This window comes from Christiangramia aestuarii (assembly GCF_009735585.1).
Classification (GTDB): Bacteria; Bacteroidota; Bacteroidia; order Flavobacteriales; family Flavobacteriaceae; genus Christiangramia; species Christiangramia aestuarii.
In genome coordinates, this window is sequence record NZ_VJVW01000004.1 from 323,643 (window position 1) to 348,132 (window position 24,490).

At 43.5% G+C, this 24,490-nt stretch carries 23 protein-coding genes and 1 tRNA gene; 11 read left to right on the forward strand and 13 right to left on the reverse strand.

Annotation, left to right across the window (positions count from 1 at the left end; translation table 11 throughout):
- Window positions 1-3: 3 nt before the first annotated feature.
- Window positions 4-1,347, reverse strand: a complete 1,344-nt coding sequence (gdhA, locus tag FLP08_RS11820) for an NADP-specific glutamate dehydrogenase (RefSeq protein WP_156276945.1) — start codon at window positions 1,345-1,347, stop codon at window positions 4-6.
- Between the two features lie 203 nt (window positions 1,348-1,550).
- Here gdhA and FLP08_RS11825 point away from each other — a divergent pair, with 203 nt between their 5' ends.
- Entirely contained in the window at window positions 1,551-2,324 is a 774-nt protein-coding gene (locus FLP08_RS11825; RefSeq protein WP_156276946.1) for a THC0290_0291 family protein, read from the forward strand.
- A 1-nt stretch (window position 2,325) separates the two neighbouring features.
- Here the strand turns inward: FLP08_RS11825 and pncA are convergent, their stop codons facing one another.
- The 4 genes from pncA to FLP08_RS11845 are packed head-to-tail and all read right to left on the reverse strand — an operon-like array spanning window position 2,326 to window position 5,455.
- Complete coding sequence (pncA, locus tag FLP08_RS11830) at window positions 2,326-2,934, reverse strand: bifunctional nicotinamidase/pyrazinamidase (protein ID WP_156276947.1); 609 nt, start codon at window positions 2,932-2,934, stop codon at window positions 2,326-2,328.
- Window positions 2,934-4,343 (reverse strand): nicotinate phosphoribosyltransferase, encoded by a 1,410-nt coding sequence (locus FLP08_RS11835; RefSeq protein WP_156276948.1) that lies wholly within the window; start codon window positions 4,341-4,343, stop codon window positions 2,934-2,936. Before FLP08_RS11835 ends, pncA begins: the two co-directional genes overlap by 1 nt.
- Window positions 4,344-4,357: 14 nt before the next feature.
- Window positions 4,358-4,894, reverse strand: coding sequence for a macro domain-containing protein (locus FLP08_RS11840; RefSeq protein ID WP_156276949.1), 537 nt, complete (start codon window positions 4,892-4,894; stop codon window positions 4,358-4,360).
- A gap of 57 nt (window positions 4,895-4,951) precedes the next feature.
- Entirely contained in the window at window positions 4,952-5,455 is a 504-nt protein-coding gene (locus FLP08_RS11845) for a hypothetical protein (protein ID WP_156276950.1), read from the reverse strand.
- A 293-nt stretch (window positions 5,456-5,748) separates the two neighbouring features.
- Here FLP08_RS11845 and FLP08_RS11850 point away from each other — a divergent pair, with 293 nt between their 5' ends.
- Both FLP08_RS11850 and FLP08_RS11855 read left to right on the forward strand, forming a co-directional pair.
- Entirely contained in the window at window positions 5,749-6,339 is a 591-nt protein-coding gene (locus FLP08_RS11850; protein WP_156276951.1) for a peroxiredoxin family protein, read from the forward strand.
- Window positions 6,326-6,772: a hypothetical protein gene (locus FLP08_RS11855; protein ID WP_156276952.1), complete on the forward strand. Its 447-nt coding sequence runs from the start codon at window positions 6,326-6,328 to the stop codon at window positions 6,770-6,772. Before FLP08_RS11850 ends, FLP08_RS11855 begins: the two co-directional genes overlap by 14 nt.
- A 52-nt stretch (window positions 6,773-6,824) precedes the next feature.
- On the opposite strand, the gene FLP08_RS11860 is transcribed toward FLP08_RS11855, so the two are convergent.
- The 3 genes from FLP08_RS11860 to rseP form a co-directional block, all read right to left on the reverse strand.
- Window positions 6,825-9,068: an inorganic phosphate transporter gene (locus FLP08_RS11860; protein ID WP_156276953.1), complete on the reverse strand. Its 2,244-nt coding sequence runs from the start codon at window positions 9,066-9,068 to the stop codon at window positions 6,825-6,827.
- A 528-nt stretch (window positions 9,069-9,596) separates the two neighbouring features.
- Window positions 9,597-9,670: transfer RNA gene (locus tag FLP08_RS11865), tRNA-Asn, on the reverse strand.
- A 187-nt stretch (window positions 9,671-9,857) separates the two neighbouring features.
- A complete protein-coding gene (rseP, locus tag FLP08_RS11870; protein ID WP_156276954.1) occupies window positions 9,858-11,174 on the reverse strand; it encodes an RIP metalloprotease RseP in 1,317 nt (438 codons plus the stop codon).
- 153 nt (window positions 11,175-11,327) lie between these two features.
- Here rseP and FLP08_RS11875 point away from each other — a divergent pair, with 153 nt between their 5' ends.
- The 3 genes from FLP08_RS11875 to feoB all read left to right on the forward strand — a co-directional run bounded on the left by FLP08_RS11875 (window position 11,328) and on the right by feoB (window position 14,411).
- Window positions 11,328-11,999 (forward strand): SCO family protein, encoded by a 672-nt coding sequence (locus FLP08_RS11875; RefSeq protein ID WP_156276955.1) that lies wholly within the window; start codon window positions 11,328-11,330, stop codon window positions 11,997-11,999.
- A 77-nt stretch (window positions 12,000-12,076) separates the two neighbouring features.
- Window positions 12,077-12,307: a FeoA domain-containing protein gene (locus tag FLP08_RS11880; RefSeq protein ID WP_162431054.1), complete on the forward strand. Its 231-nt coding sequence runs from the start codon at window positions 12,077-12,079 to the stop codon at window positions 12,305-12,307.
- Between the two features lies 1 nt (window position 12,308).
- Window positions 12,309-14,411 carry a ferrous iron transport protein B gene (gene feoB / locus FLP08_RS11885; protein ID WP_156276956.1) on the forward strand — a complete coding sequence of 701 codons (2,103 nt, stop codon included), beginning with the start codon at window positions 12,309-12,311 and terminating at the stop codon, window positions 14,409-14,411.
- A 178-nt stretch (window positions 14,412-14,589) separates the two neighbouring features.
- Here the strand turns inward: feoB and FLP08_RS11890 are convergent, their stop codons facing one another.
- Genes FLP08_RS11890 through FLP08_RS11900 form a run of 3 tightly spaced genes read right to left on the reverse strand, consistent with a single transcriptional unit; the run spans window position 14,590 to window position 16,585 of the window.
- Entirely contained in the window at window positions 14,590-15,054 is a 465-nt protein-coding gene (locus tag FLP08_RS11890; RefSeq protein WP_156276957.1) for a hypothetical protein, read from the reverse strand.
- A gap of 51 nt (window positions 15,055-15,105) precedes the next feature.
- Window positions 15,106-15,927 (reverse strand): ZIP family metal transporter, encoded by an 822-nt coding sequence (locus tag FLP08_RS11895; protein ID WP_156276958.1) that lies wholly within the window; start codon window positions 15,925-15,927, stop codon window positions 15,106-15,108.
- Window position 15,928: 1 nt separating this feature from the next.
- On the reverse strand, window positions 15,929-16,585 hold the full coding sequence (locus FLP08_RS11900) for a metal-dependent transcriptional regulator (RefSeq protein WP_156276959.1): 657 nt from the start codon (window positions 16,583-16,585) through the stop codon (window positions 15,929-15,931).
- 100 nt (window positions 16,586-16,685) lie between these two features.
- Here FLP08_RS11900 and FLP08_RS11905 point away from each other — a divergent pair, with 100 nt between their 5' ends.
- Complete coding sequence (locus FLP08_RS11905; RefSeq protein WP_156276960.1) at window positions 16,686-19,043, forward strand: TonB-dependent receptor; 2,358 nt, start codon at window positions 16,686-16,688, stop codon at window positions 19,041-19,043.
- Between the two features lie 11 nt (window positions 19,044-19,054).
- The gene (locus FLP08_RS11910) at window positions 19,055-19,525 is read left to right on the forward strand and encodes a thioredoxin family protein (RefSeq protein WP_156276961.1); all 471 of its coding nucleotides are present in this window, start codon (window positions 19,055-19,057) and stop codon (window positions 19,523-19,525) included.
- A gap of 6 nt (window positions 19,526-19,531) precedes the next feature.
- Here FLP08_RS11910 and FLP08_RS11915 read toward each other — a convergent pair whose 3' ends face one another.
- Window positions 19,532-20,266 carry a TerB family tellurite resistance protein gene (locus tag FLP08_RS11915; RefSeq protein WP_156276962.1) on the reverse strand — a complete coding sequence of 245 codons (735 nt, stop codon included), beginning with the start codon at window positions 20,264-20,266 and terminating at the stop codon, window positions 19,532-19,534.
- A 184-nt stretch (window positions 20,267-20,450) separates the two neighbouring features.
- Here FLP08_RS11915 and FLP08_RS11920 point away from each other — a divergent pair, with 184 nt between their 5' ends.
- From FLP08_RS11920 to FLP08_RS11930, 3 genes are all read left to right on the forward strand, one after another.
- Entirely contained in the window at window positions 20,451-20,861 is a 411-nt protein-coding gene (locus FLP08_RS11920; protein WP_156276963.1) for a BrxA/BrxB family bacilliredoxin, read from the forward strand.
- Window positions 20,862-20,955: 94 nt separating this feature from the next.
- A complete protein-coding gene (locus FLP08_RS11925) occupies window positions 20,956-21,687 on the forward strand; it encodes a lysophospholipid acyltransferase family protein (RefSeq protein WP_156276964.1) in 732 nt (243 codons plus the stop codon).
- A gap of 8 nt (window positions 21,688-21,695) precedes the next feature.
- Window positions 21,696-22,352, forward strand: coding sequence for an HD domain-containing protein (locus FLP08_RS11930; protein ID WP_156276965.1), 657 nt, complete (start codon window positions 21,696-21,698; stop codon window positions 22,350-22,352).
- A 42-nt stretch (window positions 22,353-22,394) separates the two neighbouring features.
- Here FLP08_RS11930 and FLP08_RS11935 read toward each other — a convergent pair whose 3' ends face one another.
- Window positions 22,395-24,386, reverse strand: a complete 1,992-nt coding sequence (locus FLP08_RS11935; RefSeq protein WP_238388490.1) for a S9 family peptidase — start codon at window positions 24,384-24,386, stop codon at window positions 22,395-22,397.
- Between the last annotated feature and the right edge of the window lie 104 nt (window positions 24,387-24,490).

The following is a 24,490-nucleotide window of genomic DNA, read 5'->3' on the forward strand; positions in this document are numbered from 1 at the left end:
TTATTAAACTACCCCTTGAGAAAGCATGGCATCGGCAACTTTTACGAATCCGGCGATGTTAGCACCTTTTACATAATCTACGTAACCATTTTCGTCCTTACCAAATTCAACACATTTCTCATGTATGTCGTTCATGATCTCGTGAAGTTTCTTGTCTACCTCTTCTGCGGTCCAGCTGTATCTCATAGAGTTCTGAGACATTTCCAGTCCAGAAGTGGCTACACCACCGGCATTAGAAGCTTTCCCCGGAGAGAAAAGGATCTTCTCCTTATGGAAAACAGCGATCGCCTCTGGAGTACATGGCATATTCGCGCCTTCTCCAACACAAATACATCCGTTCTTCACCAGTGTTTTCGCATCTTCCTCTTCCAGCTCGTTCTGAGTGGCACATGGAAGCGCTACATCACACTTGATACCCCATGGAGTTTTGCCTTCATGGTATTCAGCTGAAGAATATTCATCAACATATTCGCTGATCCTTCCTCTTCTTTCGTTCTTAAGATCCATGATAAACTGAAGCTTTTCAGCATCAATTCCATCCTTATCATAAATAAATCCTCCGGAATCTGACATGGTCACTACTTTCGCTCCTAGTTGGGTAGCTTTTTCAGCAGCATACTGGGCCACGTTTCCTGCACCAGAGATCACCACGGTCTTAGCCTCAAGGCTTTCGTTCCTGGTCTTCAGCATATTTTGAGCGAAGTATACGTTCCCGTACCCGGTAGCTTCCGGTCTAATTAGAGAACCCCCATAAGAAAGTCCCTTCCCGGTAAGTATCCCGGTAAACTCATTCTGTATCTTTTTATACTGGCCAAACAGGTAACCTATTTCACGAGCTCCAACCCCGATATCCCCTGCAGGAACATCGCAATCTGCACCAATATGTCTTTGCAGCTCGGTCATGAAGCTCTGGCAGAATTTCATCACCTCGTTGTCTGACTTTCCTTTAGGATCGAAGTCTGAACCACCTTTACCTCCACCCATAGGCAGGGTAGTAAGGCTGTTCTTGAAAACCTGCTCAAAAGCAAGGAATTTCAGAATACTAAGGTTTACCGAAGGATGAAAACGCAACCCTCCTTTATAGGGCCCGATGGCCGAGTTCATCTGGATTCGAAAACCGCGATTCACCTGGATATCTCCGTTATCGTCCAGCCATGGTACACGAAACATGATCACACGCTCCGGCTCCACCATTCGCTCCAGAAGCATTTTGTTCTGGTACTTCTTATTTTCTTTTATAAAAGGAATTACTGTTTCTGCAACCTCATGAACAGCCTGCATGAATTCAGGCTCATTTTGGTTTCTGGCTGATACCTTATCCAGGAAATCTTTGATATTTTCTTCCATAATGAATGGCAGTATTATTAAATTATAAATATTATGTCCAAATAACGTCGCAAATATAAATATTCTATAAGGATTAAAAGTTTCATTTTATCATTTCATATAAAATTAACTTTTTAAATTTAAGAGCCCTATTATACTTAGAAGATCCAAAATTCCGTTAATGTAGTTTTGCTATATTTGCTGAAGTCGCTAGCCAATTTCTTATGATCCACACCAGAGCAATATTCATTATTACTTTGCTTCTCTCGCTTTGGTCGGGCAAGACTTACAGTCAGTTATATGTCTCACACGAAATAGGGGTCATTACCGGTCCCGCTGGTTTCTTTACCGATTATGGAGAAAGATGGAACGTTAGGAACAATCTTGAAAATGAAGGTTTTGGAGTGGGTCTCGTCTACTATGCCAACCTCGCTTACAAACCATATTGTAACTGTAAACCTACAAAACTATTCTTTAGAAAACATTTCCGGGTAAGGGCAGAAGTGGATTATATGCGTTCCAAACTTGACCATTACGGGCCAGTAGCCTCCAAGAACACCGAAGGCGGAATGCAGTTAAGGGCCATGCACGGATTTACCGAGCTTTACCAGGGAGGCCTGGCACTGGAATATCATTTCTTCGGAATAAAGGAAGCCAGGGATTTCGCGGTACTGTTCGCTCCATTCATCAGCCTGGGCGCCAATTACGTATATTACAGCCCCGATGCCTATTCTGAACTTGGTCCGTTGGATAGTCCTAAAGTTCTCTTCAGAACTTTTGAAGACGGAATATTCCTGGAGAGCGGCAGTACTTTTTCAATTAGCGGAAGTGCCGGGGTAAGGTACAGACTAGGCAGGAGAAACGACCTGCAACTGGAGGCCAAGGCGCTTTATTATGATTCAGACAAGATAGACGGGCTGGATGTGCAGGGACCGCAGAACAAGTTCAATGATTTTGTATTGTGGTTCAACCTGGGGTATATCGTCTACCTTAACTAGTTCAGGACAGGTCTTCGGAATGGATCAGCTTACCTCCTTTTCTTAGAATATCGAGACGAGCCTTTTCGTAATCTTCAGTTTTCAGGGCACGTGTAGCATCTTCGATTAGAGTCACCTCAAAGCCTTCGTCCAGAGCGTCAATAACCGAATAATACACGCAATACTCTGCGGCGAGGCCCACAAAATATAGTTCCCGCGCATTCTTTTCTTTTAGGTAACCAGCTAGTCCCGTAGACTTTAAATGTGCATTGTCATAAAAACCGCTGTAACTGTCTATTTTCATACTGGTTCCTTTTCTGAAAATAGCCTCGATCTTTGCTGTTTCCAGTTCTGGATGAAATTCGGCTCCTCTGGTATTTTGAATACAGTGTTCTGGCCACAGCACCTGGTCGAGCCCATCGAGTTTGATCACCTGGAATTCTTCCTTGCCCTTATGTGAGGTGGCAAAGCTTGCGTGCCCGGCAGGATGCCAGTCCTGGGTAGCGATCACCAGGTCGAACTTTGTTTGAAGCTTGTTTACCAGGGGAACGATCTCATCTCCCTCTGGCACCGCTAAGGCACCACCAGGCATAAAATCGTTTTGAACGTCTATAATCACCAGTGTTCTCATTATAGTTTATTTTTGGAAGCCTGGATCAGTTTTTCCCTTTCTTCCCTCAATTTCGCGCTGATCCCGATCTTGTAGATATGTGGATTATTAAATCGTTTATATTCTATAGGCAGCTCTGCCAGCCTGCTCATACTATAAGCAGAAATTTCCTCCAGGCTACGCTTTTTGATAAGTACTTTCCCATTTGCCATCACCTTTTGAAGCAGGGGTTCCTGCTGAAAATTTTCAAGGTTCATGGATTTATAAGGCTCAAAGGGATGGAACATCTCGGCGATCCTTTCCTGTTCAAAAAGGCCTATAGCATCTGCACCTATACATTTCCCATTTTCATCTTTGATCCTGAAAACCTGCTTTTTATGCGGAAGCGTTATTTTGACTATACTTTCTGAAATCTTTATCCTTGGTTTACCGTTAGACCAGGCCAGTTTATAAACTCCATCAAGGGCTCCTTCCGGATCGCCGGTAACCAGGTTGGTACCTACCCCGAAAACATCGATAGGTGCCTGCTGTTCCAGCAGGCTTTTGATCACATACTCATCGAGCTGATTGGAGGCAGCGATCTTTACATAATCCAGTCCTGCTTCATCCAGCATTTTCCGGCTCTCTTTGGCGAAATAGGAAAGATCTCCACTATCCAGTCTAATAGCCAGCAGCTTTTGCCCTTTCTTTTCCATCTCTTTAGCCACTTTTATGGCGTTGGGCACACCACTTCTCAGGGTGTTGTAGGTATCTACCAAGAGGACACATCCATCTGGTCGGCCTTCAGCAAAATCCCTGAAAGCCGTAAGTTCATCATCGTAACTTTGTATAAAGGAATGCGCCATGGTTCCAGAAACCGGGATATCAAAATCCTTTCCCGCCATCACATTGCTGGTTCCATCAAAACCACCTATCACCGCAGCCCTCGAAGCAAAATAACCTCCCGTGGCCTGGGCACGCCTCAAACCAAAATCCAGAAGGGTAGCATCACCGGCAACCAGCCTGATCCTGCTCGCCTTGGTGGCGATGAGGGTCTGGAAATTCAGCAGGTTCAATAAAATGGTTTCGATGATCTGGGCTTCAATGATATTGCCTTCTACCTGCAGAATAGGCCTGGTAGGAAACACCACGTCTCCTTCCTGGACCGAATAGATAGTTCCCTGGAATTTAAAATCTGCCAGGTATTCCAGAAATTCATCTTCGAACCCCTGTTGCTTTAAAAACTCAAGATCTGATTCGCTGAAACGAAGCTTGGAAACGATCTCCAGCAGGTCTTCCAGACCGGAGAAAATAGCATATCCCCCTTTAAAAGGCAGTTTTCTGAAGTAATAATCGAAAATGGCGGTATGTTCCCTGTGACCATTTTTAAAATATACCTGCGCCATGGAAAGTTGGTACTGGTCTGTATAGGTAGCGGAAAAGTTGTTCATGAAACTATGATTGGTTAGTCCGTGCGAATGTCTTTCAGCTTTGACTCGTAAAGATGAAGGTCATCGTCATTGAATACCACAAATTTAAGGGTTTTGAGGTGTTTCATGCCGGGCAGCACTGCTAAAACTGTATTAAATACCACCTCCACGGCCAGTTCTGGTGGATAACCAAAGATCCCCGTGGAAATTCCGGGAAAGCCTATAGAAGAAAGCGAATTTTCCTCGGCCAGCTGCAAACTATTACGATAACAGGATGCGAGCAATTCATCCTCGGGCTTATCCTTTCCGTATACCGGGCCAAGGCAATGGATTATATTTTTATTGGGCAGGTTGTAGGCTTTGGTGATCACTGCCTCACCGGGCTTGATTGGAGCAAGCTGCTTACATTCGCGGTAAAGCTCCGGACCTGCTTTAGAGTGGAGGGCACCGGCCACGCCTCCACCGGGAGCGAGTTCAGCATTAGCAGCGTTCACGACCACATCAAGGTCGGGCTGGTTTGCTATATCTCCTTTTTCAACCTCAAGCTTATAATCTAAAAAAGTGCAAATCATACCGGTTTTAGGTATAATTTACACTTTTTTCATGAACCTAAATGACTAATTGGGGGCTTAATCCTTCAGGTCATCTGATATTGAGATACGATACATTCCACCATCTTCAGACGGTTCCAGTAATTTAACGCTTTGCAACTCTATGGTATTCCCATCATGTACCCAAGGGATTTCTTCAGAAGAACTGTCGGCATCATAACCGGTGAACCAGGCGAAATCTATATCTGTATAATACGAGGTAACTTTCAGATTATATACCTTTTCCTTTTTACTCCATTCGATAAGGAAATCACTGTCATTGGGAATAGGTTCGGCAGTAGCAGGGTCGGCCGTATCTGAAACATAAATGGTGTTCAATTGTCCAGGCTTGAACCATAAATAGGTATTATCCCATTTATCTCCATAACTATCTGGATTCACCAAAGCAACTGGATTGCAACTGCTAAAGAGTAAGAAAATTACTACAAGTGAACTTAGCTTAAGATTTCTGTTAAAAAAACTGCTCACTTGATGTTTCGGGGCAAAATTGTATTCAGAGAATACGTTCTTTAAATATGTCATTTCTAGTTTTCGATATAGTAGGCTAGATCGAATTAGATTTTGGGGGCGGCGCGAAAATATATTTATTTAAGCCTACAGAAAAACCATTCACCTACTTTTGGATAAAAGCCTCATTATATTCGATTAAGAACATTATTTGTGAGCTTTTTAACGTAAGAAAATTACAAGTTCATCAAAAGCTAAAAACCTACAAATCGCTGATTTTGAAGCTGAAAACTTCGGTTTCTCAGTTATAAACTTTAAATTTATAATAACCTGTCTATCAGACAACTTAGCTGATAAAATCATATATCATGAAAACTTCTCAGCTTAGACCGTTATTAGCCTTTGCAGGAATTTTGATCTTCTTTTATTCTCCGGAAAACATAATTGGCATTTATGCTCAAAACGAGCAGGAAACAGAACTGCAATCTGAAATTGACTACAAAATTGAGGCTCCAGCTTTCGAGCTGGCAGATCTGGATGGCCAAATCGTTAAATTAGAGGATTTTAACGATAAAATACTGGTTATACATTTTGCAACTACCTGGTGCCCATTCTGTAACGCCGAAGCACCACACCTTGAAAAACTTTACCAGGATTACAGGAACAGGGATGTAGAAGTGATCATTATTGACGTAAAGGAGCCAAAGGAACTTGTTCAGGAAAGATTAAAAGATAAATACGATCTGTCCTTCCCGATTCTCCTGGATAAGGACGGAACGGTAGCTGCCAGCTACGCGCCTGGAGACATCCTGCCCGACCTTTCCCGGGATGAAGTCATGCTTGCCTCTAATTTGATCATAGACAGACAGGGAAAGATTCAATTCCTCTCCCTACTGGATTCCAAAAATTTCGACGCAGAACTGGCTGCGCTCAAGAAAAAATTGGATGAGCTTCTTTAAGGTCTCGATAATATTTCTTTTCTGCCTGGTTATTCCTAATCAGCAGGACTTTGTAAGCTTCTTACCGGAGAATTCCGTTACCGAATTAAAAAACCAGCAGTTTATCGTACAACTATACTTCGAGGTGAAGCCCGGCTTTCATATACAGGCTGAAGATGAAGTGCCGGAAAACATAATCCCAACCAGTATCAATTTTGAAAAAAGTCCTCACTTTGAGATCCTAAAGCATAGCTTCCAGGTCCAAAAATATCAGGTGATCCTTCTAGGAGACCAGAAGCATAAGGTGATCGATGGTAAATTCGGCATTCAGGTCTATTTAAAAGCTAAGAAACTACAGAAGGTCGAAAGATTGAAAGGTGAGCTGCATTACCAGGCTTGCGACGACCGGCAGTGCTTCTATCCCAGATCGCTGAAATTTGAAATGTCCCTATAAAAAAAGCCGGTCTATTGCTAAACCGGCTATAATTTTCATTCATTTTGAGAGGTTAAACCCTCTTGTAACTGTTATTATATTCTTCCATAAGGTTCATAATGGCATGCATAAGATCTTTAGTCTCCACCAGTATATTAAAATACAGGGTCGTGTTCTTAGGACTTGACTCTTCAGTCCTGGTCCTGGACACCTGCTTTTCAATCTTATCGTTGATACTGCTCAACATCTGCTCTTTTCTGGCCACGATCTTATCTATGTCCTGGAATTTCTTTTCGGCAAAGATCTGGTTGATCTCGGTTAAAAGCTCACTTAAGTTGTCATCGATCTCCTTAAGGTCGATGATCTGGTTATACCTAAGCGGTTTATGATTATTGTTCACATGCTTATAGCTTTTTTTAGAGATATATTCCAGGGACTGGGCGATATCTGTAAGGTAGCCAAGAATGGTAATATAAAAGCTACTTCCCCTAACGCTTGTCTCATCAAGGCTCTTTATAAAAAAGAAGATATGGTCACGAAGCTCCTCGATCTCGGCTTCCAGCTTTTCAACCCCTTTCTTACTCTTTTTCAGCTTTTTCTTTTCCTGTTTAGCCAGGCCGGTTAGCACATCTGAATAGATCTTGTTAGACCTTGAAACCACGTTCGAGATATTATCTGCACTTTCAGCGATGATACCTTGTACGGTCTTACTTTCAGATTTCTTCAGGCCAGATTTATCGGCTTTGGCATCAGACTTTTTCTTGTGAGAAAGGTAATTCCTTACCAGAAGTCCTATAGCTGCCAATAGCAGGATTGCGATCGCAGGTCCTTTTCCGAGGAAAATGATATAGCATAGGATCCCGGCAGCGGTAAATGCGCTAAAGGCGGTAAAGAACCAGCCCCCGATCACATTAAGCACTCCTGCGACCCTGTAAACGGCACTTTCCCTTCCCCAGGCCTTATCTGCCAGCGAAGTACCCATAGCCACCATAAAAGTCACATAGGTCGTAGATAAAGGTAATTTATAAGAAGTTGCGATCGAGATAAGAACTCCGGCAACCGTCAGGTTAATTGAAGCCCTGATCATATCGAATGCAGGCTGTTCTTCAGCTTTATCCCCTATCAGGATCTCGTCTGGCTTGGAAAAGCTTTTACTAATCTTTCGTTTGGTGTTCAACGGAAGGATTTTCTTCAGCATATCGCTTAAAGCCGTACTTCCAGAAACAACCGCCCTGGAGAGCATATTCGGGTCAAATTTTTCAGATCCATGTCCCTGCCTGGATAGGCCGATCTCGGTTTCGGCAACACTTCTGGCCTTTTTAGAGAACCAGAGCGTTAAAACCATTATCCCACCGGAGAGGAATAACAAAATAGGTTCTGCAGGTACTTGTTCACGAAGTACCTCCATCGAGAAAGTTGAAGCCGCCTGTCCAGACATCTCCCATGCCTCGTAAGAATGATAAGCCGCCATAGGCACCCCGATAAAATTCACCAGGTCGTTTCCTGAAAAGGCCAGGGCCAGACCAAAGGTTCCTACGGCGATCACCACGATAAGAATGCTTTTTTTGAAAATCTTCATGAATAGCCAGGAGAACAGGGTCCAGAATACAAAACTTACTCCAACCACCGTCATCCATTGCTGGGCCAGGACATCCTTGAAACTGTCGTAATACGGAGTTCCTTTTAATCCTTTGAAGAAGATGAAGTATCCAATCGCAGTAAGGCAAACCCCACCAAATACAGCTCCGAAATTCCTGATCTTCTTCTCATATTCAAATGAGAAAACCAGCCTGGATAGCCACTGTACCATGGCTCCAATAGTAAAAGCGATGGCTACCGAAAGGAAGATCCCCGAGATGATCTCGGTCGCCTTGTCGGTATTGATATAGCCGGCGATATCGGCTATGGTCTGTGAATCTGAAGCGCTTACCTTGATAAGGGCCATCACTACTGCTGCCCCCAGAAGTTCGAATACGATAGATACCGTAGTAGAAGTGGGCATCCCGAGTGTATTGAAGAAATCCAGCAGGAGAATATCGGTGATCATGACCGCCATGAAGATGATCATGATCTCATCGAAGTAGAACTGCCCGGGCATAAATATACCTTTCCGGGCAACTTCCATCATTCCACTGGAAAACACAGCCCCGAAGAATATCCCAAGACTGGCCACGATCATGATCGTTTTGAACGAGATCGCCTTGGAACCGATAGCCGAGTTTAAAAAGTTTACAGCATCATTACTAACTCCAACCACCAGATCGGCGATGGCCAGAACCACTAATGCTACCAACATCAACAAATATATATTTTCCATTATATCCATTTTAAAAAGTGATGCAAGTATCCAATCTTATTAAGAATTTACCGTTACCAAATTGTTATTTATCTGGTCAGCTTAGACCAAATGAACAAGATTTAAACAACTCCCTTTACTGATGCCCTAATCAAAATCCTATCAGGGATTAAGAACGATCACGGAATTCTAAAATATACCTGGCCTGCACCAAATTTTTACCGGCTGCAAAGAAACGAAATTTAGGAGAATTATATAGACTGAAATTATTTGGCCTTCACCTGTTTATTTCAGCAGGTTTACTAGTTTTTTGTTATACGAAAATGGATTCATAAAAACAGGGGTTGATATTAATTAACCGAGAGAATGGGCTAACAGGTAAGGGAAACTCCGGTATCGCCGCCGATTGAAATCTGCCTTATATTAACCTGGGGCTATTTACTCGCACTTTAGCCGGCCACATATCTTTCATCATTTTAGAAAGAGATAGTACTTAAGCGAAAAGTTAATCCATAAAAAAAGCCCGACATAAATGTCAGGCTTTTTTTGCTCCTCCTCTTGGGCTCGAACCAAGGACCCTCTGATTAACAGTCAGATGCTCTAACCAACTGAGCTAAGGAGGAGTGTTTTGCTTTGTAAGCGGTTGCAAATATAAGTCAATTTATAAATGCTGTCAAAATATTTTTTCGAATTTTTTTTGAAGAAATTTTAGTGGGTTTTGAATCTATCGGAGACTCAATTATTTAGGATTTAACTTTAAATAAAAAAAGCAGCACCGCGGTGCTGCTTTAATATTTTAATGCATCATTTTTAGTCAAACAACCAGCGGTAAATATCATTCCCATTAGCGTAAAGTACCAGCGCGATCAATAAGAAGAAACCGACCATCTGGGCAACTTCCATGAACTTATCGTTAGGTTTTCTACCAGTCACCATCTCATAAAGAAGAAACATGACGTGCCCGCCATCCAGTGCCGGGATCGGCAGAATATTCATAAATGCCAGGATGATAGAAAGCAGTGCCGTGGTATGCCAGAATCCAGCCCAGTTCCAGGTATCGGGGAACAATCCACCAATAGCTCCAAAACCTCCCAGCTGAGTAGCTCCTTTCTTGGTGAAAACATATTTGAACTGGTATACATAATCGCGAAGTGTCCAGTACCCATAATCAAAACCTTTGCTAATGCTTTGCACAAGGCCGTAACTCTTTCTCTGAATATCGAACTCGTAATTCTTCACAAAGCCAAGTCTTCCTTCCTCATTAGGGGTGATCGTGGTACTTTTTATCTCCCCGTCCCTTTCATAAACCAGTTCTACTTCCTTTTCTTTATTCTGCTGGGAAACCGGCGCCAGTTCATGCCAGTATCCAATCTCCACATCGTTGAGGGAAATAAGCTTATCTCCTTTTTTAAGACCTGCCTTTTCTGCTGCAAGTCCAGGCTGAATAGAATCCAGTACCGGAGCCATGATAGGCACAAATGGTTGCATGATGCCCTGCTGGAACATCTGAGTTCCAATTTCTTCGGGAATCTCTATAGTTTCTTCCTGCCCGTTCTGGTGAAGTACGGTAATGTTCTCAACATCTCTCATAAAAAGATGCTTGTTGATGTCCAGGCTGTTTTCAAAATCCTTACCGTTCACCCTCAGGATTCGGTCCCCGTCCTGGAAACCATATTCCTCAAAAGAATCTACTACTGCGAATCCTTCCGGCATCTCCTCTGGCCCCACATAAGCGGTACCCCACACGAACATGATCATCATATAGATCAGGAAACCAAGGATAAGGTTTACGGTAACTCCTCCCAGCATGATAATTAGACGCTGCCAGGCCGGCTTGCTTCTAAATTCCCATTCCCTTGGTGGTTGAGCCATCTGCTCCTTGTCCATGCTCTCATCTATCATTCCAGAGATCTTCACATAACCTCCCAGTGGCAACCAGCCAATTCCATACACGGTATCCCCTATTTTCTTCTTGAAAAGGGCGAACTTTACATCAAAGAACAGGAAGAATTTCTCTACCCTGGTCTTAAAAAGTTTCGCCGGCACAAAATGTCCTAATTCGTGCAGAACGATCAAAAAAGAAAGGCTTAATATTAATTGTATGGCTTTTACTAAAAATGGATCCATCGAGTAACTTCAAATTTAAAATCGCACAAAAGTAAGTTTTTATAAGCTCCTACAAAAGTTTATGTTTCAAGTGATTTGTCACCGAATAAAAATTTCACTTACAGAATTCGACTATTTGAACCACAGGCTATAACTTTGCAGAAATTTAAACTTATGCTCAAGTTTTTTGCACGCTACAAAACCTTTGCCATAGTTTTCTTTATCCTTTCGGTTATCATCATTTTTTGCATTTATACCTTGCTGAAACCGGAAGAACGCCTGCCGGTCTATCAGCCAGATATGGTGAATGCAGAACTGGTGGATTCTACCGTGCAATATGTTCGAAAATACCATAAGATCGCCAATTTTGAACTGGTGAACCAGAACGGGGACACCATCACCCAGGATTATTACGAAAACAAGATCTACATAGCCGATTTCTTTTTCACTACCTGCCTTACCATTTGCCCTATCATGACAGATCATATGGTGCAGATACAAGAAAAGATCAAAGATGATGAGGATGTACTTTTACTTTCACACACGGTATTCCCGGTAACCGACAGCGTTCCGGTGCTGAAAAAATATGCCCGGGAAAAGGGAGTGATCGATGACAAATGGAACCTAGTAACCGGGGATAAAAAACAGATCTACGAACTTGCCCGTAAATCTTACCTGGCCACAAAATCTACCGGCGATGGCGGTAAATACGACATGATACATACAGAAAACTTCGTGCTCGTAGATAAGGATCGCCAGATTCGTGGTTTCTATGATGGCACAGATCCCGAAGCCATCAAAAACCTTATGCACGACCTTGAGGTCCTGAAGGCAGAGTATCGCTAATAATTTCCCTTCTTTAACTTTTGTATTGGTCTAAATTCCATTACTTTTGCCTTGTTTAAAATGAATCTAAATAAAAAGTGAAGGTAACGGTAGCAAATCTAAAGCGCGGCCAGCGGGGGATCATCAAAGAATTCTCTGCAGAAATGGTTCCTTTAAAGCTTCTCGAAATGGGTTGCCTTCCTGGGAACGAAGTAGAGCTTGTTCAAACTGCGCCATTTCAGGATCCAATGTACCTCAACATTAACGGAAGCCACCTGGCCATTAGAAAAGAAACAGCTCTGCTAATAGAAATAGAATTAATAGGCTAATATGGCTAAGCAAATTAATGTTGCTTTAATTGGGAACCCCAACACCGGTAAAACTTCTGTATTCAATCAGTTAACAGGTCTTAACCAGAAGGTGGGAAACTACCCTGGAATCACCGTTGAAAAAAAAGAGGGCATCTGTAAACTGCCTCGCGGATTGAAGGCCCATATCCTGGACCTGCCGGGAACCTACAGCCTAAACGCCTCGTCTTTTGATGAAAATGTAGTCATCGAGCTGCTACTGAACAAGAACGACAAGGATTTTCCAGATGTCGCCGTGGTGGTAAGCGATGTAGAAAACCTTAAAAGAAACCTTTTGCTTTTCACCCAGATAAAAGACCTTGGAATTCCTACCATTCTTGCCATCAATATGGCCGACAGGATGGAGCGCAAGGGAATTTCACTGGATATAGAACTGCTTGAAGAGCGTCTTAAGACCAAGATCGCCCTGGTAAGTGCCCGTAAACGCATGGGGATAGATTACCTGAAAGAGCTTATACTCAATTATCGCCATCTCCCTATTGAACCCTGCGTGAATGCATCGGTAATAGACCCGGAATACTTCGGAAACCTGCGCAAGGCATTTCCAAACCAGTCTCTCTATAAACTGTGGCTGGTGATCACCCAGGATGTGAACTTCGGAAATATCAACCGGAGTGAACTAAAAAAATCATCCGATTTTAATACCAAGTCGGTCAGCGACCTTAAAAGGCTACAGCAAAAAGAAACCATCTTAAGGTACCAGTTCATTAACGGGGTATTGCGGGAAACGCTTAATATCGATAAGAATGCCGCGACCGACCTTAGATCAAGGCTGGATAGGATCCTAACCCATAAAGTGTGGGGATATGTGATCTTTTTCGGAATCCTACTGCTTATTTTCCAGGCGATCTACAGCTGGTCCAGTTATCCCATGGATATGATAGATGCGGCTTTTGCCTCACTGAGCGAATGGACCAAGGACACCTTCCCTGGTGGATCCTTTACCAACCTAATCGCCGAGGGCATTATTCCCGGGCTTGGAGGGATCGTAATTTTTATTCCGCAAATCGCGTTCCTGTTCCTATTCATATCCATCCTGGAAGAATCGGGCTATATGAGCCGGGTGGTCTTTTTAATGGACCGTATCATGAGGAAATTCGGACTTAGCGGAAAGAGCGTGGTACCACTTGTTTCAGGTACAGCCTGTGCCATTCCCGCAGTAATGGCCACAAGAAATATAGAGCACTGGAAAGAAAGGCTTATCACCATCCTGGTGGTTCCTTTCACCACCTGTTCAGCCAGGTTACCGGTTTACCTTATTATAATCGCACTGGTGATCCCAGACCAGAAATACTTCGGCCTTAATTTGCAGGGTATCACTTTAATGATCTTATACCTGCTTGGTTTTGGAATGGCCATTTTTTCAGCCTGGATCCTGAACAAGATCATGAAGACAAGGACCAAAAGTTATTTCGTGATAGAAATGCCCAACTACAAACTGCCGATGGCAAAGAATGTGGCGATAAACGTAGTTGAAAAGACCAAATCTTTCGTTTTTGGTGCCGGTAAGATTATTCTGGCTATCTCCATCATCTTATGGGTGCTGGCGAGTTACGGCCCGGGTGATGATTTTGAAAATGCCGAAGAGATCGTCACTTCCCAGTACACTTCAGAACAAAGTATTCCACAGGATGAACTTGATGAGGAAATCGCTTCCTATAAACTGAAGAATTCCTACATAGGCATCATGGGTAAAGGAATTGAACCTGCCGTGGCACCACTGGGATACGACTGGAAGATAGGGATCGCCATTATCAGCTCATTTGCGGCCAGAGAGGTATTTGTGGGAACACTGGCCACGATCTACAGCGTAGGCAGCGATGAAGAAGAAACCATCAAGAACAGGATGGCTGCCGAAACCAACCCGGTATTAGGAGGTCCGTTATTCACCTTTGCCAGTGGGGTAAGCCTACTGTTGTTCTATGCCTTTGCCATGCAATGCATGAGTACGCTGGCCATAGTTAAAAAGGAAACCAATAGCTGGAAATGGCCAATGCTGCAGCTGATAGTGATGAGCTGCTTTGCTTATGTAGTAGCTCTGGCGGCATTTCAGTTATTGAAATAGTAAGGATAAGAATCGAAAACGACTTAAATATTATGGAACTATTACAGGAAATATTAGTCTTTATAACCTTTATAATCGCTTCGGGTTATATTTTCACAAAATTCGTATACAAGCCTGCTTTTCTTGGAGGCAAGAAAAAGACTGGTTCCTGCGGTGTTTCAGAGTGCGGTTGCGGAGACTAGTCTGTCACCATTTTTTCTGAAATCTGAAGGTCAAGACTATATTCATTTGCTGAAATATCACTTTTTCCATCGGGATAAGGATAGACCGCGATACTGCTAATTTTCAGATCCTTTTCCTGATTGAAGAAATCTACTATCGAAATTCCGGTACCTGCAACAACCTCATGATCATTGATAGAGATATTTGATCCCTTAAGAACTTTTTCTCCTTTCAGTTTCCCATCTTCATAGAATTCGACCAGCACCTTAACCTCACCGGCCCAGATACAGGTTATGGCTCCTCCCCTGGGACAACGTGAATCTGAAACCACTTTCTTGAATTTAATGCCTTTACTTCCCAGGTGCATCATATCGCCCTGGCAGAGTTTCTTTGTATGTATGCTGTATTTTGGTGGCACAGGCTCCTGTAAGGCCAGAAACGCCGAATGTAACAAGGCTAGAAAGAATACGCTGATCTTCATGAGTGTCTTTATTATAAAGACGACCTAAATAATCATTTGTTGCAAGATAAATTATCCCAGACCTACATCCAGGGTCATCATCACCATAAAACCACCAATAAAGCCCATGGTGGAAATATCGGTAAAATTACCCTGCTGGGCTTCAGGCACCACTTCTTCTACCACTACAAAGATCATCGCTCCTGCTGCAAAACATAGCGCATAAGGCAGGATTGGCTGAAAGGTCAATACCGCCCAGGCTCCTAGCACCGCTGCTATCGGCTCTACAATGGCCGACATTTGTCCGTAGTTAAAACTCTTGAACCTGGATAACCCCTGTCTTCTTAATGGCATGGCCACGGCAAAACCTTCAGGGAAGTTCTGCAACCCTATCCCAAGAGCCAGGGCTACTGCCCCGCCTATGCTGGCACCTTCAAAACCGGCCGCAACTCCGCCAAACAATACTCCCACGGCAAGACCTTCCGGAATATTATGCAGGGTGATGGCCAGCGTAAGCAACACCGATTTATGCCATGGAGTCTTGATCCCTTCAGAATCGCTCATTTTAAAGTTCACATGTAAATGAGGCAGGACCTTATCCAGCCCAAAAATGAACAATGCCCCCAGACCGAAACCTACGACTGCGGGAACTACTTTTGCAAAGCCTTCCCCAGGGCTCATCTCAATACCCGGAGCCAGTAAGCTCCAGAAACTCGCGGCAACCATGACCCCACCGGTAAAACCTAACATTCCGTCGAAGAATGCCCGATTCATTCCTTTGAAAAGAAATACCAAAGAGGCGCCTAATGCGGTAAGCCCCCAGGTGAACAAGGTTGCCAGGAAGGCCGCGTAAACAGGATCCAGTGATTCAAAGTAATCTATGATAACATTCATTCTATACGGTTTTAATAAAAAGATTAGTGGAGATCTGGTTAGATATCCTTAAGGTATTATCACCCATTTTAATAAGCATGGACTGGTCAAAATCCTCTTTTTCCAGCACCTTCATTTCCTTGCCCAGGGAGATTTTATTTTTATCCAGGTATTGCAGGAACTCTACCGAGGAATCCTTGACACCAACGCAAATACCGGTATCTCCTTTGTTCAGGTCGGCTAACAAGGCTCGGTTGGCCACGCTAAAATTACCTTCAGCATCGGGAATGGGATCGCCATGCGGGTCCCTTTTTGGAAATTCCAGGAATTTATCCAGTTCGTTGGTCAGTTTTTCAGACTTGATATGCTCTAATTGCTCAGCCACTTCGTGCACCTCATCCCAGTTAAAGCCAAGCTTGTCTACCAGGAAAACTTCCCAAAGGCGATGCTTCCTTATCACTTCTATGGCGGCAGCCCTACCTTTTTCGCTAAGCTTTACGCCCTGGTACTTTTTATACTTTACTAGCTCTTTGTCTGAAAGCCTTTTGATCATATCGGTTACCGAAGAAGCCTTAGTCTGCATCTCTTCGGCCAAGGCATTGGTACTAACCCCGCTTTTATAGGCATTTTCAAGGTGGAATATGGCTTTTAAATAATTCTCTTCAGATAAGCTGAACATAAAAAAGTTTTAATTCCGCCAAAAATACATTTTTTAATTTGATAAATCAATTTTTTAGATAAGCCTAAATTATTTTTATAGCTTTGTAAAAAATAAATTGATGAAACGATTTATCCAGATCATATTAGGAATAATTTTTTCTACGGCCGGAGCCCAAACAGTTCAGGTTGAAGGATCTGTAACTCAAAATGACAAACCTGTACCCTTTGCCAATATTTCGGTGGCCGGCACCAATAAAGGAGTAAGCGCCGACCTTGACGGGATTTTCTCCATAAACCTGGAACCCAAGAATACCCAACTTATTATCCAGGCAGTAGGTTTCAAGACCAGGAAGATCGATATAAATCCTGAAGAATATTCCAAGAAAAAGCTAAGCATAGCGCTGGAAGAAGATGCCCTGGGACTGGACCAGGTAGTGATAAGCGCCACCAGGAACCGAATAAACCTAAAAGAAGCTCCTGTAATCGTGAATGTGCTCAACTCGAAACTTTTCAACGCTACCCAGTCTGCCTCGGTCGCCGAAACCCTGAACTTCCAGCCTGGAGTACGTGTAGAGACTAACTGCCAGAACTGTGGTTTCACCCAGGTTAGGTTGAATGGCCTGGATGGTAGTTATACCCAGGTGCTTATTAACAGCCGCTCTGTTTTTAGTGCACTCAATAGCGTTTATGGCCTGGAACAGATACCTACTTCTATCCTTGACCGGGTAGAAGTAGTCCGCAGTGGGGGCTCAGCACTGTTCGGTTCTAATGCCATCGCAGGAACCGTAAATATTATTACCAAAGACCCAGTGCTGAACACCTGGAATATTAATTCCAATATCTCACTCATAGATGGTGAGATCCCGGATCGTGTCCTGAACCTTGCCGGGTCTGTAGTCGCCGAAGACCTTAACAGCGGGATCACCATTTTCGGGATGAACCGGGATAGGTCTGCTTACGATGCCAATGGTGACGGCTTTACCGAGATCACCGAGCTTACCAATAATACCCTGGGCGCGAAAGCCTTTCTTAAGCCTACCGAAACCAGCAAACTCACCCTGGACCTAACGGCTTTAAAAGAATATCGCCGTGGCGGGGACAGGCTGGACCTGGCACCACATTTAACCGATATTACAGAACAGTTAGACCATAACACCCTTATTGGCGGGCTTACCTACGATTTTTCTAATAAGGAAATGACTAGTAATTATTCAGTTTATATTTCCGGGCAGCATACAGATCGAAAAAGCTATTACGGCGGCCTAGGAGGAGGACGTACCGCCCAGGACAGCCTAAGTGCTTCGAATGCCTACGGGAACACCAACGACCTTGCCCTGCTCGGTGGGTTCCAGTTCACCTGGAATTTCAGCAATAATGATGTCCTTACTACTGGCCTGGAATTCAACCACAGTAATACCGAAGATGATATCTCGGGTTACCGCAGGTTCATAGACCAGAAGGTAAATTCATATTCGGCTTTCGGGCAGTATGAATGGAAACCAACTACCAATTTCACGGCCCTGTTAGGTGCGAGGCTGGACCATATTTCGGTTTCCGGAAGTTATGCGGTAGAGGACATTCAGAGAGCCTCAGAAATCGATCAAACTGTTCTGAGTCCAAGGCTCACCCTTTTATACAATATTACCGATGAATTACAATTTCGTGGGGGTTACGCACGGGGATTCCGAGCTCCGCAGGCTTTCAACGAAGATCTGCACATCTCGTCGGTGGGCGGGGAACCGCAATTCGTTATCCTTTCGAACGACCTGGAAACAGAATATTCCAACGCCTATACTGCTTCACTGAACTATTCCAGGAATATCAAGAAATTACAAATGGATTTCCTGCTGGAAGGTTTTTATACCGACCTGCAGAATCCGTTTACCACGGTTAGCACCGGCGCAAGTCTTCCCAACGGTTCCATTTTAAAAGAGGTGAGGAACAGTAGCGGCGCCTATGTGGCGGGAACCAATTTCGAAATAGGGGTCTCCCCTTCTTCAGACCTTAGTTTCCAGTTGGGTGGTACTTACCAGAGATCCATCTATAAAGAGGAGCAGGTACTTTACGAGGCCGCGTCTGGCTCAGATAACGAAGGCGATATTATCATTTCTGAATTTGTAAGGAATCCCGATTTTTACGGCTATTTGAATGTTAACACCTCACCTTTCGAGGACTTTACGGTAGATCTAACGGGGACCTATACCGGCGAAATGACCGTCCCCAGGGTGGTCGATTCCAGCGGGTTCCTGGCTCTTAACCAGTCGCCGGTCTTCTGGGATATGAATTTAAAACTGAGTCAGCATTTGGATATAACCGAAAATTTCCACATTAACCTAAGTACGGGTGTCCAGAATGTGTTCGATGCATATCAGGATGATTTTGATACCGGCCCTACACGGGATTCAGACTACATCTATGGACCATCGAGACCCCGTACTTTTTTCTTCGGAATTAAATTTGGCAACCTCCACGATTAAAACTCAGCGCTATGAAGAAATTCCTGTTTTTAACGATAATTCTTTGCTGGCAGACCCAGAGCGCACAAAAGGCTGAAGTGAACTGGATAGGTTTTGAGCAACTGGAAGACTCCCTGAAGGTGGAGACCAAACCTGTAGTGATCTACTTCTATACAGACTGGTGTGCCTATTGCAAGAAAATGGACCGGAATGCCTTCAGGAACCAAGAAGTTGTTTCAGCTTTAAATGGAGGTTACTATGCTGTTAAAATGAATGCAGAATCTACTGAAAATATAGAATTTGACGGACAGGTTTTTCGGAATGAACAGGCAGAGAAAAAAAGGAATGGTATTCACCAGATCCCCTTACTGCTGGCAGGAAGGAAAAATGAAAGCCTGGCATTCCCGGTGGTAATGGTGCTGGACAAAGACTTTAGGATAAAAAGAAAAAGCCATCAGTATCTTACTTCAGAAATGATGAAAAAGCTTCTAAAAGGCTCATAATTTTGGCTACATGCCCCTTTCCTTCTGTATCTGCTCGTAAGCTTCCTGTACCTTGGTGAATTTTTCCTGAGCACCTTTCTTATATGCATCATCCATATGGCCCAGCTTATCCGGGTGGTATTTCTTGGCCATTCGGCGGTAAGCTTTCTTAACTTCTGCATCACTGGCAGATTTATCGATCTCGAGGATGGTGTAGGCAGAATCTGTATTTTTAAAGAACATGGCCTTGATACTCTCAAAATCCCTTCGCCCTATCTGCAGGTAACCAGCGATATCCTGGATAACATCTGCTTCGGCCGCACTCACATGACCGTCTGCCTTCGCAATGCCGAATAAAAAGTGAATGATCTGCAGCCTGGTGGGATATTTGGTCCTGGCAGCAAGGTATCTGGCAATATTTGAAGCTGAAACCTGCCGGTTCTTAACTACCTCGTTAAAGGTCCTGAAGGTGGCATTGGCTCGCTCCTTTCCGTAAGCCTGGATAAAATAAGACCTAACATAGTCCAGCTCCTGCTGGGAAACATTCCCGTCTGCCTTAATCACGATAGAACAAAGAGAAAGAAGGTTCAGCTCAAAATCGCCGGGAGAGACGGTTTGCTTTTGCTCCCCGAACATAGAAGTAAAAATACCTCCCGAGGACCGGATATAATTATCCAGCAGGGAACCTATAATAAATCCTAGAATAGCACCGGGAAACCTGAAGTACATATATCCCAGAACTGCGGCAAGCCATTTGATCATTGGGCAATTTTCTTAAACCGCTAAGATAACATTTTCGAACTTTAATTGGCAATAAGCAGGCTTCTGTTCTCGGCCTACGGTATAAATTGAACCTATTAGCACATAGTAATTTGAGATATGATCAGCTGAACTAAATTTGGTATCTTTGTTGCTCATTAAAGTTTAATAAAAAAAGAAAACATATATGTATCCAGCAGAATTAGTAAAACCAATGAGAGAAGATCTTACGAGTATTGGTTTTAAAGAATTACACACTGTAGAAGATGTAGAGAAGGCTATGGAGCTTCCGGGAACTACCCTGGTAGTGGTGAATTCAGTTTGTGGTTGTGCTGCAGCCAATGCCCGTCCGGGAGCCAGGATCTCTCTTCAGAACGCCAAGAAACCAGATAACCTGGTAACTGTATTCGCAGGAGTGGATAAAGAAGCTACTGAAAAAGCTAGAGACATGATGGTACCATTCCCTCCATCTTCACCATCTATGGCACTTTTTAAAGATGGTGAACTGGTTCATATGCTAGAGCGTCATCACATCGAAGGACGTCCTGCAGATATGATCGCAGAGAACCTTATTGGTGCTTATAACGAATTTTGCTAGTCAGATAGCAGTGAAAGCAAGAAAAACCACGCTTTGCGCGTGGTTTTTTTATGCTCCAAATTTGAAATGCATATTTTTGTATTTTTAAACTGAGATGAAAAAAATTTTATCCTACCCCTTATCGGTCTTATTTTATATCTTCTTCTTTTTTAACCTGCTGATTTTTCACCCTATACAGTGGATCTGCCTGAAATTAGGTGGATACCAGGCGCATAAAAAGAGCGTGGATATCTTCAATTTTTTCCTGCTGCGGTGCCTTAACATCCTTGGAACCCGGTTCAGTATAGAAAATGAATATGATATTCCGGCAGACCGAACCTGTATCTTCGTGGCCAACCACCAGGGAATGTATGACATTCCTCCTATTATCTGGTATTTCAGGAAACACCATCCAAAATTCGTGAGTAAAAAAGAACTGGGACATGGCATCCCGAGCATTTCCTTTAACCTGAGACATGGAGGTTCTGTGCTTATAGACCGGAAAAATCGCCGGGAAGCACTTCAGAAGATGAGCCAGTTCGGGGATTATTTAAAGGAGACCAAACGCTCTGCCGTGATCTTCCCGGAAGGGACGCGTAGCAGGACCGGAGCTCCAAAAGAGTTCAGAACCAACGGGATGATGATGCTTTTCAAAAAAGTGCCTGAGGCTCTTGTAGTCCCCATCACCATCAATAATTCCTGGAAACTTTTCAGAAATGGCAATTTCCCCATGGAGCCGGGAGTACATGTGAAGCTGAAAACCCATAAGCCTATCCCGGTAGATTCCATGGATGCGGCCAGCCTCGCTGCACAAATAGAAAGAACCATTATTGCCGATATCATTTAAAAAAGCTTATGCCGAAAGAGAATACTCTGATCGATAAAACGATAGAATTCGTAAAACAAAGTCTTGAGAATGCCGAAGGTGGTCACGACTGGTTCCATATAGAAAGGGTCCTAAAAAACTCCAGGCTTATCGCCCAGGGTGAGGAAGCCGACCTGCAGATCGTAGAACTGGGAGCCCTGCTGCATGATATCGCAGATTCTAAGTTCCATAACGGAGACGAAACGATAGGTCCTAAGGTGGCCAGTGACTTTTTAAGATCTCAGGAGGTTTCTGAAGAGGTGATAGACCATGTGGTCAAGATCATTGAGAACATCTCTTTTAAAGGGGGAAATACCGATCAAAAATTCACATCCCCGGAACTGGATATTGTGCAGGATGCAGACAGGCTGGATGCGCTGGGAGCAATTGGTATTGCCAGGACCTTCAATTATGGAGGCTATAAGGGAAGGGCCCTCTACGATCCCGAGATCAAACCTAACCTGAAGATGACCAAGGAAGAATACAAAGCTTCCAAAGCGCCAACCATCAACCATTTCTACGAAAAACTACTATTGCTAAAGGACAGAATGAATACCCAGACCGGCAGAAGGATCGCCGCAGACAGGCATGCTTTTATGGTGCATTATCTCGACCAGTTCTATAAGGAGTGGGAAGGTGAAAAATAAAAGGCCGATGCAATAGCATCAGCCTTTTAAATATTACAAGACTCAGGAAACTTTTTCCTTTACTTTTTCCAGCTTTTCGTCTTTAAGATGTTCAGCAAAAAAGCCCATCATGGCTTTATAAAGGTCCAGCCTGTTCTCTTCCTTTCCAAAACCGTGGCCTTCATCATATTTAACCATATAGGACACTTCCACCCCGCGTTTTCTCAGGCTTTTAACGATCTGGTCTGCCTCATCGATATTCACCCGGGGATCATTGGCTCCCTGCACTACAAAAAGAGGTTTTTTTATCTTCTCCACATTTAAGGCAGGAGAGATCTCATCCATAATTGCTTTCTCTTCAGGAATATTAGGGTTGTACCAGATCTTGTAAAGGATCTCCCGGTATTTCTCCCAGTATGGAGGAATGGTCTCCATAAAGGTATTCAGGTTACTTACTCCAACGTAATCCACTCCGCAGGCATATTTTTCAGGGGTTTTGGTCATTCCACGTAGAACAGCGTAACCACCATGGCTTCCGCCGTAAATTGCCACCCTGTCTTTATCTACCCAGCCTTGCTCGATCACGTAATCTACCCCGTCTTCAACATCATCCATGGCTTTTCGGCCTATCTCTCCAAATCCGGCTTTGAGGAATTCCTTTCCGTAGCCTCCAGAAACCCGGAAGTTAACATGTAAAGTGGCGTATCCCCTGCTGGCGAAAAGCTGTGCTTCTGGATTAAAGCCCCAGTTATCACGAATTCCCTGTGGCCCGCCATGAGGATTCACGATAAGAGGAACTTTATTTCCGCTTTTATAGTTTTTAGGTAATGTAATATAACCGTGAAGATCCAAACCGTCCCGACTTTTAAAGCTAATTGGGGTCATGGAAGCCATATCTTCAGATTTCAGTTGCGGCAAAAGCTTATACAACAACTTCACCTCATCCTTCTGTACATCATATAAATAATACTCCCCAATAATCTTATCGCTGGTAACGAGTACCATATACTGGGTTTCATCGTCTGTTTTTCCTACCGTGAAGAACTGCTTGTCTCCGAACTCCTTTTTCAGCCGGGCATAGATCTTTTTATAGGTTTCACTAACCGGAACTATCACCGCCTTTTCACCCGTGTACTTGAAATAATCGATCTCATAATCGCGTTTCCTGGACAATGAAATCCCGGATACATCGAAGGTATCGTTGCTAAAAACAGTTCTTACTTTCTTATTTTCTTTCAGGTTGTAAAGCTGAATTTCAGACTTGTCACCTTCCAGGTTAGAAACAACGTAAGCCTCGTCCGGGTTTCCGGTATTTACATTGAAAGATGAGATACTGAAAGAGTCACCGAATTCGGTGATGTTCACGGTTCGGAATTCCTCCTCTACTTTGTATAACAGCTCAGTATTCACCCCGTCTATTACCCGGGTGATCGCCCTTAGGTTTCCCTCCCGATCAAAATTATAGGCGGCAACCGGCGCATCTCCTTCGTTTACGGTGTATAGTTTGGTAACCTCGCCGGTGTTGATATTAAGCCTGTATGGCTCTTCCTGGCCGGGATTATCTTTATTCATCTGCACGATCACATGCTCCTCGTCTTCCTTTAAAACCGCGATTATAATCGCCCTCACCCCATCAAAAGGAGTCAGGTCATTATCATTTTGCCCGTTGATATCTACCCCGTATACGTGATAATTTTCATCGCCTCCCTTATCCTGAAGGTACAGGATACGTTTGTTATTCTTCCAATAGAATCCACGTATCAGGTCTTCCTCCTGCTTTTTGAGCAAAGTCTCCTTTTGGGTAGCGGTTTCTATAAGATAAAGATCGCGCTCTCCGGTCTTTCTGCGCTTCATATAGGCGATATACTTTCCATCTGGAGAAAGCTGAAAGGAAAATGCTTCCGGAGTTCTGAAATAATCTTCTACTGAATATTTATAATCCCCGGTCTCCAAAGCGGCCAGGTCTTTTAACTCGGCTTCTGTCGATGGCAATTTGGTATTGCCTGGTTTTTCCTTTACAGCCTTATCTATATCTACTGAATATTCCTTACTCATGTGCTTATTCTTTTCGTTTATACTAGCATTTTCCAATTCACCAGTATAAGTTATTTGACCGAATAAATTGTTACAGTTTTATTTTTCATAACAATCGTTCCAGG